Here is a 10,915-nt window from a genome sequence, read left to right on the forward strand (position 1 = left end):
CTCGATCTTCGTCACGATCGGATCGCTCCACAGCTTCGTCGCGCCGAGTTCGGCGATGGTGGCGCGCGCGATGCGCTCCTGCTCCGGCGAATGAGTGAAGATCGCCGAGCGGTACTGCGTGCCGACGTCGTGACCTTGCCGGTCGAGCGTGGTGGGATCGTGAATGCTGAAGAACACCTGGAGCAGATCGCGGTAGGTGATCACTTCGGGATCGAACGTCACTTGCACCACTTCGGCGTGGCCGGTCGAGCCCGTGCACACGTCCTCGTAGCTCGGGTTGGCGACCTGGCCGCCGGCGTAGCCCGAGACCACGCGTTCCACGCCTTTCAACTCCTTGAACACCGCTTCGAGGCACCAGAAGCAGCCACCGGCCAGGGTGGCGATTTCCCGCGGATGGGTCGTCATTTCGGAACTCCTCCTGTCCGCCTCGAGTACGGCCGCGGCCGGCGTTCGTGACGCGCGCGGCCTTCGCTCATCGCGGCGGTGCCGCGGGTCGGGGATTCAGACGCCACAGATACCACGGTTGGTTCCAGCTCAGGAATCCGGTGATCGGTTCGGCGAGCGTGAGTGCGCTCGAGTCGGCGCCGGCGGTGTGAGTCACGAGGTAGTCGGCATCGTCCTTCCAGCCGACCACCCAGGTGACACCGCTGGCCCGCGCGTAGTCGAGGATGCGGCGGTGAAACGTGGCGCGCAGCGCCGCGGTGTTCACGACGCCATCGAGGTTGACCACCTGCAGGCCTTCGCCGAAATAGGCCAGCGCGCCGGTCTGCATCCCACCCACCACTGTTCCAGGCACGAACCGATCGCGCGCCCAACGGCCGAGATTCATGTAGCCGAGAGTGCGCGAATCGCGCGACAGGAAGACCTTGAGGAACGGAGGCTGAGCGACGTTTCCGACCACGGTGAGCACGGCCAGCGCCGCCGCGAGCCGCAGTCGAGTCTGCGGTACCAGGCTGGTCGCCAGAGCCTGAGTCAGCACGGCGACGGCTCCCAGCAGCAACGGCAGCACCGGGAAGAAATAGCGCGGGAAGTACCACGAGGTCGCGACCCAGTAGGTGTGCGCGAGCAGCAACAGCGCGACGAAGCACGCGAATGGGGCGAGCCGCCGGAGTCCGGCGCCCGCCGCCGGCCAGCGCCGCCGCACCGTCAGCGCGATCGCGAGCACGGTAAGCAAAGTGATCGGGAACACGTTGCGGCGCGCCAGCGCCACGATCGCCTTGACCGTCATCGGCGCGGCGAAATTGGCGAAGGTCGGATGCTCGGCGACGTTGGCCATGGCCAGATAGTGAAGTGCCCGGCCCGAGACCGGCATCAGCTCCCCGGTCAGGCGACTCTGGTAGACCAGCCACGGCGCGTACACCAGCGTCGCGGCGATCGCGAATGCCGCGCAGGCGGCGAGCGCCGGCCGCGACCGGCCGTCCCGCGCCCGGCTCCAGACCACGATCGCGACGATCCCCACCGGGACCAGCAGCGCCGAGTCGATGCGGGCGAACGACGCGAGCGCCACGCTCGCGCCCGCCACCGCCGCGCGCCGGATCCACGGGAAGCCGCTCGCCTCGCGCACGCGATCGAGCAGCGTCAACGAGATCACCACCGCGAGACAGGCGAGCGTCGTGTCCATCGCATTGAGCGAGGTCTGCAGGGCGTAGGGACTCAGCACCCAGGCGAGGCCCGCCACCGCCAGCGCGGATTCGGAACGCACGAACCGCCGCCACCACAGCAGCAGCACTGCAAGGCACAGCGCATCGCAAAGCGCCAGCATCACCAGCGCGAAGCGCACCGGCGGCAGCGTCTGATGGGACCAGATCGCGAACGCCGGTGACATCAGGAACGCGAACAGCGGCTGGACTCCGCTGGTGGGCGCCGTGCCATACAGGGGCCCTAGGCCGCGCGCCAGGTTGCGGGCCAGCGTCAGCGACAGATAGGCGTCGTCGGGAATGGTGAGGCCGTCGAGATAGCGCAGCGGCCGCATCGCGCCGGCGAGGCGCACCAACAGATCGAGCAGCGGCAGCACGAGCGGCAGCACCGAACGCCGGCGCGCCGTTGGGACCAAATCAGCGGGTGCGGATCCCGTCCCGATCGACATGCTCGACCAGCCGCTCCATGGCCTGATGCGGGGTCTGTTCGCGGTTCACGAGCGCGTTCACTGCCGCGTCCCAGTCGGATGGCGTGAGCCGCGCGCGGAAGCCCTCCCACAGCCGGGCGCGCAGCAGGTCGGCGAGGCGCTGCTCGAGCCGGCGGCGGCGGCGGCGCTCGAGCCCGGCATGGTCGGCGAGGTGCGCAAGGTGCTCCTCGAAGCGATCCACCACTTCGTCCACGCCCTGGCCGGTGGAGGCGGTGGTCATCAGCACCGGAGGGCGCCAGGCCGATGTCGTCGCGCGCATCTCGAGCGCGGCGTTGACGGCGAACGCGGCGCGCTCGGCGCCCTCGCGATCGGACTTGTTGATCACGAACAGATCGCCGATCTCCATCAATCCCGCCTTCATGGCCTGGATGCCGTCGCCGGATTCCGGCACCAGCACCACCGCGGTCGAGTCCGCGGTCTGTGCCACTTCCAGCTCGCTCTGTCCCACGCCCACGGTCTCGATCAGCAAGCGCGTGAAGCCGGCGGCGTCGAGCACGTCGCACGCCTGCGCGGTGTGCACCGCGAGTCCGCCGAGGCTCCCGCGGGTCGCCATCGAGCGGATGAAGGTGCCGTCGTCGCCCGACAGCTCGCCCATGCGCACGCGATCGCCGAGCAGCGCGCCGCCGCTGAACGGACTGGTGGGATCCACCGCGACGATGCCAACGGTTTCGCCGCGCTTGCGATAGAGCTGGGCCAGCCGGGTCACCAACGTGCTCTTGCCGGCGCCCGGCGGCCCGGTGATGCCGATGCGAAAGGCGCGGCCGCTCCGCCTGAAGCAGGCGTCGAGGATTTCCACGGCGCCTTCCGATTCGTTCTCGACCCGCGAGATCGCGCGCGCCAGGGCGACGCGATCCCCGGCGAGCATTCGCGAGACCAGGTCGGAATTCGAGGGTGTGTGGCTCACGGCGCGGGCGTCGCTCATCCCGCGGCGCGCGCCTGGGGCGCCGATTCGAGCACGCGCCCGGCGATGCGGCGGGCGGCGTCGGGGTGCGCGAGTCTCGCGCACGCCGCGCGCGCATGATCGAGCGCCGCGCGGTCCACCAGCCAGCGCTGCACCGCCGCGTCCACCTCGCCGACCGAATCGGCGTGCACCGCTGCGCCGCCCTTCTCGAGCCACTGGGCGTTGGCGACCTCCTGGCCGGGCGTGGGGCGGAAGATCACCATCGGCGTGCCCTTCACCAGCGCCTCGGAGCAGGTGAGCCCGCCAGCCTTGCTCACCACGAGATCGCAGGCCTCGAGCATGACGTCCACGTCGCCCCGGAATCCGTACGCGCGAATCCTTCCACCCGCGCCCGCCGACAGGGCGGAGACCTGGCGCAGCAGGCGCGCGTTGGTGCCGCACAGCACCAGCACCTGCGGAGTCGGAGGAAGCGCGGCAATGCGCTCCGCCAGCTCGGCCAGCGGCCCCACCCCCGCGCCGCCACCCATCACCAGCACCGCGGGCCGCGCCGGGTCGATGCTCAATCGCGCGCGCGCCGCGTCGCGTCCGATCCTCCGCGCGAAGCGCGGCTCGATCGGGATGCCGCTCACTTCGATGCGATCGGCGGCCACTCCGTGGCCCTGCAGCTCGCTCGCCACCTGTTCGCTGGCGACGAAGTAGCGGTCCACATGCGGAAACGCCCAGAACGGATGCGCGGTGAAGTCGGTGATCACGCAGTAGAGCGGCACCGTCATGCGGCCGTTGCCGCGGCGAGGGGAAAGCACCTCGACCGGCAGGAAGTGGGTGCACACCACGGCATCGGGGTGCTCGCGCTCGAGCACGTGCACCAGGCGCCGCAGGTTGAGGCGATCCATCGCCAGCCGCACCGGCGAGGTGCCGCGCAGCACGCGCGGCCGGGCCGACGAGTGATAGAGCGCCGCCCACAGCGCCGGTACGCGCGAGGCCATCACGTTGTAGGTGCTGGCGTAGGTGTCGCGATAGAAGCGCGAGGCGAACACCAGGGTGTCCACCTCGCGCACCAGCACGTCGGGGCGTTGCTCGAGAAAGGCCTCGGCCAGCGATTCGGCGGCGCGCTTGTGTCCACTGCCGGCGGTGGCATGAAGGATCGCGATGCGTGGGCCGGCCGGCGGATGCTCGACGTCGCCCGCCAGCGTCGCGATCGCGACCGCGCCGCCGCCGGCGGTCGGGAACAGCACCGCGCCGCCGCCCACCGAGCGCGCGCGCCAGCGCGCGATCCAGCGCCGGCGCTCCACGCGCACTCGCGCCTGCAGCCGGCGGGCGAGCCCGACCGGCAGCTCGATTCTTCCGAAACGGGGGACCTTCACCATGGAATGGGTCGATCGACTCCGCGCGCTTCCCTCACCTCATCGTCCGGGAGCGGCGTTCGGGTAGTGCCGAATCCTCGCCTCGCCTTCGGTCAGATCCACCGCGATCAGATCCACGCGCACCGGCTCGGGCGACCGGCGCAACAGCGCCGCGGCCGCACGCCGCAAGCGCTCGGCTTGGTCGTGCTCGAGCGCGAACGGCGCGCCGCCAAATCCGGAATGCGTGCGCAGCTTCACTTCCACCAGCACGCGCGTTCGACCGTCACGCGCGACGAGATCCACCTCGACGCCGGCCAGCCGGACACGACGCCCTTCCAGGGCCCAGCCTATCAGTCCCAGGTAAGCGGCGGCGAGGTCCTCGCCGCGTTCGCCCTTGGACAGATGAGTCGCCATCGCCTGCTCGCTCGCGGGGGCGAGTTCGCCGGGGGCAGGTTCAAAGCGCCAGCTTGAGCTCCACCACGGGTGCAAAGCTGTAGCGATGGAGCGGGCACGGACCGTGCCGCTCGAGCGCCTCGAGATGATCGGGCGTTCCATAGCCTTTGTGGCGCCCGAATCCGTAGGCCGGCCAGACCTGATCGAGCCGCTCCATGATCCGGTCGCGCACCACCTTGGCCACGATCGAAGCGGCGGCGACCGACAGGAGCTTCGCATCGCCGTCCACCACCGCCTGCTGCTCGCACGAGAGACCGGGGATGCGATCGAGGCCGTCCACCAGCACCAGCTCGGGCGCGAGCGAGAGGCGCAGCACCGCGCGGCGCATGGCTTCGAGGCTCGCGCGGCGGATGTTCATCGCATCCACGCGCCTCGGCCCGATCACCGACCAGCCGAACGCCCGGGCTCCTGAGAGAACCCGGGCGTAGAGCTCGCTACGATCATCCGGCGTCAGCTTCTTGCTGTCGTCGAGGCCGCGCCAGTTGCGCTCCCGATCGAGCACCACCGCGGCGGCGACCACCGGACCGGCCAGCGGCCCGCGTCCGGCCTCGTCCACCCCGGCCACCGTCGCTCGCCCGCCCGCAAGACGGGCCTCGGCGCGCGCCAGTCGGCGCCAGAGCCGCCCGGTCACTCCGTGGCCGCTTCTCCCGCGCCCTTCTTCTCCATCAGGCGCGCGGCCTTTCCGGAGCGACGCCGCAGGTAGAACAGCTTCGCGCGGCGCACCTTCGAGTGCTTCATGACCTTGACGTCCGCCAGTGAGGGCGAGTGGAGCGGGAAGGTGCGCTCGACCCCCACGCCTTCGCTGATCTTGCGAACCGTGAAGGTGGCGCGCAGGCCGCTGCCGCGAACGTTGATCACTTCGCCACGAAACTTCTGCTGGCGTTCCTTGTCGCCCTCGATCACACGCACCGACACTTCGACGGTGTCGCCCGGGCGCATCGAGGGGCGATCGGTCTTGAGATGAGCAGCTTCGAGCTTTTCAATCAGGCCCACGGGAGGGCTCCTTTCTGCTGGAAGCCCGGACCACCGGGCCAATCGGAAGGGCGCGCAGTATAGGGGAGCCTCGGAACCCGTTCAAATCGCGGAAACATGGTCCGATCAACGATAGAGCGCTTTGACCGAACCCCAGGTGGCCGTCCGCGCGGGGAGCGGACTCTCGACGCGGGTTGCGCCCCCCGGCCCTTCCCCGGTCTCGTCCTCCCAGCGCTCGATCCACCAGCGATTGGGATCGGCGTGGTAGCCGCGTGCCGCGAGATCCGGCGGGATCGCCGCCGAATCCCCCCGCACCGCATGGAACAGGGCGTGCCCCAGAACGCGATACTCCTGATCGCCCGCCTGGATCGAGAGCGTCACCTGTGTTCTAACCGTCTGATGCCACGGATAGGTCTTCCCCGGCCGCGGATCGGGAAGCGCCACCAGGTCCCGCTCGAAGACGAGTTGGATCGAGCTGGCGGGCGGCGCGTGGGCGACTCCGGTCTGAAACAGGTGCTCTTCGCAGGTGATTTCCGCATCGCGGACCAGCCTGCGCCCGGTGAACGCGTTGCCGGCGCTATCGGCCGGGGCGAAGATGAACTCGTAGTCCGAGGGGAGCAGAGTCTCGAGTTGCCCCCAGTTCCGGTGATTGAAGCACCACTGCAACGCGCTCACCGCATCGGTCGCCGAGCCCGGCACCGGCATCAGTTGAAGCAGTGCCGGCGAGTCGCTGGTGAACATCTGGCTCTGAGTCGGAAACTCTTGCTTCGAACACCCGGCCGGCGCCAGCAGGATCGTGATCGTCGCGATGCAGCCGATCGCGCGCTTCACGACCGGTTTGCCTCGCGCTCGCGCGTGAGCTTGCCCAGGAACTCGCGATCCTCGGGAGTCAGCTCGGCGTCGGTCAGCAGATCCGGTCGCCGCTCGAGTGTCCTGCGCAGAGCATCCTCGCGACGGCGGCGCGCGATCTGCGCGTGGTGCCCGGAGAGCAGCACGTCGGGCACCTTCCAGCCGCGGTACTCGGCCGGGCGAGTGTAGTAGGCGGCGTCGAGAAGGCCCGAATGGAACGAATCGCCCTCGACCGAGTCGAAATCGCTCACCACGTCGGGCAGCAGCCGGGCGATCGCGTCCACGATACAGAGCGCGGCCGGTTCGCCGCCCGAGAGCACGAAGTCGCCGAGCGAGATCTCTTCGTCGACCAGATGCTCGGCGACGCGCTCGTCCACCCCCTTGTAACGCCCGCACACGACCACCAGGTGATCGAGCCTCGACAGTGCGATCGCCATCTCCTGATCGAACCGGCGCCCCTGCGGGGAAGTGAGCAGCACCCGCGTTCCGGCCGGCCGCGCCTCGCGCGTGCCGATATCGAGGGAGGCGAGCGCGCGATCGATCGGCTCCACCTTCATGATCATTCCGGGGCCGCCGCCAAAGGGATAGTCGTCGGTGGTGCGGTGCGTGTCCTCGGTGTAGTCGCGCAGCGCGATGACGCGCACCTCGAGCCGGCCAATTGAGCGCGCCGCGCGGATCATCCCCTCGGCGAGCACCGGCGGGAAGAAATCGGGAAAGATGGTGAGCAGTGAGATTCTCATGTGGGGGGATCGCGGGGCCCTAGATCTCTTCGATTCCGGCCGGCAGCACGACCGTGATCACGCCGGCGGCGAGGTCCACGCGCTTCACCACGCCGGCGTGGGCGGGCAGTAGCAGCTCCTTCTCTCCTTGCACGACATACACCGGATGAGCACCCGTCAGCCACACATTCTCGAGCCGGCCCAGTTCGCGACCCTCCTCCGTGATCACCCGGCAGCCCACCAGCTGGAACGTGTACGCGATCCCCGGGCCGGGATCCGGGATTCGTTCCCGCTCGGCCCACAGCTCGCCGCCGGTCAGCTCGGCGGCGCGCTCGCGTCCGTCGTATCCGGCGAAGCGGACGAGCGGGCGTGGGTGCGCGTCACGCGCTCCCGCCATGCTCAGCTCCAGCGTCTCGCCGGCGCGCCGCTTCAGCAGGAAACGCCGGACGCGCATCAATTCTCGCGCGGTGAGGCTGGTCTGGTCGAGGGCCATCTCGCCCCGCAACCCGTGCGGCCGGCCGAGCCGGCCGATGCGCACCAGGTCGTCCGGCTGGAGGCTCAGTCGGCGATTTCGAGGCTGGCGCGGCGTCCGAGCCTGGAGGCCGCGGCGCCGAGGCAGAGTCGCATCGCGCGCGCGGTGCGGCCCTGGCGCCCGATCACGTGCCCGGTGTCGTCGGGATGGACGCGCAGCTCGAGGCAGGCGTCCTCGCCGGGCTCCACCACTTCCACCGTGACGTCGTCGGGATGATCCACCAGGCCCCGCGCCATCAGCACGACCAGGTCGCGCAGCCGCGCGTCGCCCTCGTCCGGCTCACTCGGCTCGCGGCGCGGACGCGGCGCCTCGTAGCTCTCGCGCGCGGGCGCGCTGGTCGCCGCGGGCCTCGGCGCGTGGATGATGGTGGCCGCATGCTCGGGCGAAGGCGGCGTCTCGAGCGGGCCGACGGGCGAACTCGGACTTCCGCCGGGAGAATCGACGGAGGGACGCGGCTTGCGCTTCGGCTGTCTTCCCCACTGAACGGGTTCGGTCATGGCGGGATTATCGCGGATGCGGCCCTGACATGACAAACCCGCCGGTCTGGAAGGCCGGCGGGTGGAGAAGCGGGCAGCGGAAGGGGCTCAGCTGGCGGCCAGCCCGATCGGGCAGGCGAGCCCCTTTTCCTCGCAGGTGACGCGAATCGTGGTTTCGAGCAGCTGGTCGAGACGCACCTCGGGCCGGTAGCCCACCAGGCGGCGGATCTTGGCAAGATCCGGGGCGCGGCGGCGCATGTCCTCGAACGAGCTGCCGTAGATTTCGGAATAGGGCACGTGCTGGATCGGCGAGTCGCTCTGGCACAGTCGCTTCACGCGATGGGCCAGGTCGAGGACGCTGACCTCTTCATCCGTGCCGAGGTTGAAGATGCCGCCCTCGGCGGCCGGCGTCTCGGCGAGCGCCACGGTGCCGCGCACCACGTCGCTCACCGCCGAGAAGCAGCGCGTCTGCTGGCCATCGCCGTAGACGAGGATCGGATCGCCGCGGAGCGCCCGCTCGATCATGTTCGGAATCACCATGCCGTACGACGCCGACTGGCGAGGGCCGCACGTGTTGAAACAGCGCACGATCACCACCGGCAGCTGCCGCTGCTGGTGGTAGGAGATCGCCAGGCACTCGTCCACCGCCTTGCCGCAGGCGTACGACCAGCGCAGCTTGTGCGTGGGCCCGAGCACGCGATCATCGTCTTCCGAGAACGGGACCGTGGCGCCCTTGCCATAGACCTCGCTGCTCGAGAACAAGACCACCTTGCGGTGGTGACGGTCGCAGGCTTCGAGCAGCGCCTCGGTGCTCCGCACGTTGTTGAGCAGCGATCGCAGGGGATTCTCGACCACGTAGCGCACGCCCACCGCGGCGGCGAGGTGGTAGACCCGGCTCGATTCGGCGACCAGGTCCGAGACCAGCGTGCCCTCGGCGACGTCGCCCTCGACGAAGCGAAGACGGGGATGGGGACTGAAGGAATTGAGATTCTCGAGGCGGCCGGTGGACAGGTCGTCGAGGATGGTGACGTCGTGACCGTCCTGGAGAAGCCGCTCCGCGAGATGCGACCCGATGAACCCCGCACCTCCTGTGACGAGGACCCTCATCTACGTTCCTCCCTGATCACCTGCAATGCCTTTGGGGAAGCATCGGGGCATTCGCAAATCCCGGAAATTCACGCCCTTCCTCGGTTGAACGGCCGGGTGCGCGCAGGCTAGGGGACGACCTATCCCATGTCAACGAAATGTTGGTGATGGAGGGCTCGAGGGCTGGAGTTGGGGAGGCGGGTTGTGGGAGGCGCAGGGCTCGTTTCCTGTTCTACACCGTGATCGTCCGGTCGCGCCGCAAAATTCACTGGGAATCGCGGATTCCGGCCCCAATCCCGGCCCCGGGCCTCAGTCGCGCACTGATCATCTCACGGCTGGACAGCCTCGGGGAAGCTCGGATAGCGTGCCGCGGCCGCGCCGGAGCGTGGCTCCCTCGCGTCGGCGCGGCCTTGCCCAGCGCCCGGGGACCCTCCCATCGCCCAGCCCGCCCAGCTCTCGCCACAATTCGATCCGCTCGCGCGCGTCTCCGCGGCGGTGTTCCTGATCTGGGTCGCGTCGGGCTACTGGACGGTGGCGCCCATGTCGATCGCCGTCGGGGTGCTGGCGGCGATCACGCTGGCGCGCTGGACGATTCGCCCGGGGCCGCGCTGGAGCCGCTCCCCCATGGATCTCGCCGGGGCGGGCTGGGCCGTCGCGCTGGCGCTCTCCGCGCTGTTCGCCGTGGACCGCTCGGCGAGCCTGCCGCGCCTCACCAAGGCGCTCTTCCCGTTCCTGGTCGGGCTCACCGCCTGGCAGGCGCGCGATTCTCGAGTGGGCCGGCCGGCGGTGTATGCCCTGCTGATCTCCGCGACGCTTTCCGCAGCCACCGGCCTCGCGATCTACTTCGCGAAGGGCGCGGCCTACCCGGCGCGAGCGCGCGGGCCGGTCGGGCACTACATCACCTTTGGCGGGCAGCTGATGATCGCCTGCTGCGTGGCGCTCGCGCTTCTGCTCCGGGCCCGCGGCGGCCGCGCGCGCGCGCTCGCCGCCGTGGCGCTGGCGGTGTGCGGCGCGGCGCTCGCCTTCACCTACACGCGCAGCAGCTGGCTCGGGCTGATCGCCGGCGCCGCGGTGATGCTGGCGGTGAGGCGACCATGGGCACTGGCGGCGCTCGCCGCGCTGGTCGCGCTGGCGGCGCGCTTCGGCCCGGCCGGATTTCGAGCGCGCTTCCTCAGCGCCTTCGATCCGGCCAACGCCAACAATCAGCAGCGCGAACTGATGTGGCAGGCGGGCGCGCGCATGTTCCGCGACCATCCACTTACCGGCGTCGGACTGCAGGACCTGCACGCGCTCTACCAGCGCTACAAGTCCCCGGGCGCCTGGGAGCCGGCCGGGCATCTGCACAGCGTGCCGGTCCAGGTAGCGGCCACCATGGGCACGGTGGGGCTGCTCGCGCTACTCGGGCTGTGGATCGGTCTCGCTCGCACCACCGGCTGGCGACTGGTCGCGCGCGCGCGGC

At 70.0% G+C, this 10,915-nt stretch carries 13 protein-coding genes; 1 reads left to right on the plus strand and 12 read right to left on the minus strand.

Features of this window, described 5'->3' with window-relative positions; genetic code table 11:
* The 12 genes from msrA to VMJ70_04250 all read right to left on the minus strand — a co-directional run.
* Positions 1-405, minus strand: a 405-nt coding sequence (gene msrA / locus VMJ70_04195) for a peptide-methionine (S)-S-oxide reductase MsrA (protein ID HTO90309.1), incomplete at its 3' end; no start/stop codon positions are given.
* A gap of 67 nt (positions 406-472) precedes the next feature.
* Positions 473-2,086, minus strand: a complete 1,614-nt coding sequence (locus tag VMJ70_04200) for a hypothetical protein (protein HTO90310.1) — start codon at positions 2,084-2,086, stop codon at positions 473-475.
* Positions 2,055-3,029, minus strand: coding sequence for a methylmalonyl Co-A mutase-associated GTPase MeaB (gene meaB / locus VMJ70_04205; GenBank protein ID HTO90311.1), 975 nt, complete (start codon positions 3,027-3,029; stop codon positions 2,055-2,057). Before meaB ends, VMJ70_04200 begins: the two co-directional genes overlap by 32 nt.
* Positions 3,030-3,043: 14 nt before the next feature.
* Positions 3,044-4,393 carry a glycosyltransferase gene (locus tag VMJ70_04210; GenBank protein HTO90312.1) on the minus strand — a complete coding sequence of 450 codons (1,350 nt, stop codon included), beginning with the start codon at positions 4,391-4,393 and terminating at the stop codon, positions 3,044-3,046.
* A gap of 36 nt (positions 4,394-4,429) precedes the next feature.
* A complete protein-coding gene (locus tag VMJ70_04215; protein HTO90313.1) occupies positions 4,430-4,783 on the minus strand; it encodes a YraN family protein in 354 nt (117 codons plus the stop codon).
* A gap of 40 nt (positions 4,784-4,823) precedes the next feature.
* Positions 4,824-5,453 (minus strand): ribonuclease HII, encoded by a 630-nt coding sequence (locus VMJ70_04220; GenBank protein HTO90314.1) that lies wholly within the window; start codon positions 5,451-5,453, stop codon positions 4,824-4,826.
* Positions 5,450-5,815, minus strand: coding sequence for a 50S ribosomal protein L19 (gene rplS, locus VMJ70_04225; GenBank protein ID HTO90315.1), 366 nt, complete (start codon positions 5,813-5,815; stop codon positions 5,450-5,452). Before rplS ends, VMJ70_04220 begins: the two co-directional genes overlap by 4 nt.
* Before the next feature lie 105 nt (positions 5,816-5,920).
* Positions 5,921-6,625: a hypothetical protein gene (locus VMJ70_04230; protein HTO90316.1), complete on the minus strand. Its 705-nt coding sequence runs from the start codon at positions 6,623-6,625 to the stop codon at positions 5,921-5,923.
* The gene (gene trmD, locus VMJ70_04235) at positions 6,622-7,383 is read right to left on the minus strand and encodes a tRNA (guanosine(37)-N1)-methyltransferase TrmD (protein HTO90317.1); all 762 of its coding nucleotides are present in this window, start codon (positions 7,381-7,383) and stop codon (positions 6,622-6,624) included. Before trmD ends, VMJ70_04230 begins: the two co-directional genes overlap by 4 nt.
* A 19-nt stretch (positions 7,384-7,402) precedes the next feature.
* Entirely contained in the window at positions 7,403-7,900 is a 498-nt protein-coding gene (rimM, locus tag VMJ70_04240) for a ribosome maturation factor RimM (GenBank protein HTO90318.1), read from the minus strand.
* Positions 7,901-7,920: 20 nt separating this feature from the next.
* Positions 7,921-8,391, minus strand: coding sequence for a KH domain-containing protein (locus VMJ70_04245; GenBank protein HTO90319.1), 471 nt, complete (start codon positions 8,389-8,391; stop codon positions 7,921-7,923).
* An 87-nt stretch (positions 8,392-8,478) separates the two neighbouring features.
* A complete protein-coding gene (locus VMJ70_04250) occupies positions 8,479-9,477 on the minus strand; it encodes a GDP-mannose 4,6-dehydratase (GenBank protein ID HTO90320.1) in 999 nt (332 codons plus the stop codon).
* A gap of 474 nt (positions 9,478-9,951) precedes the next feature.
* Between VMJ70_04250 and VMJ70_04255 the strand changes: the two genes are divergently transcribed.
* The coding region (locus VMJ70_04255) for an O-antigen ligase family protein (protein HTO90321.1) at positions 9,952-10,915 on the plus strand (964 nt) is incomplete at its 3' end.

Origin of the sequence: Candidatus Sulfotelmatobacter sp., assembly GCA_035498555.1 — a bacterium.
GTDB lineage: Bacteria > Eisenbacteria > RBG-16-71-46 > RBG-16-71-46 > RBG-16-71-46 > DATKAB01.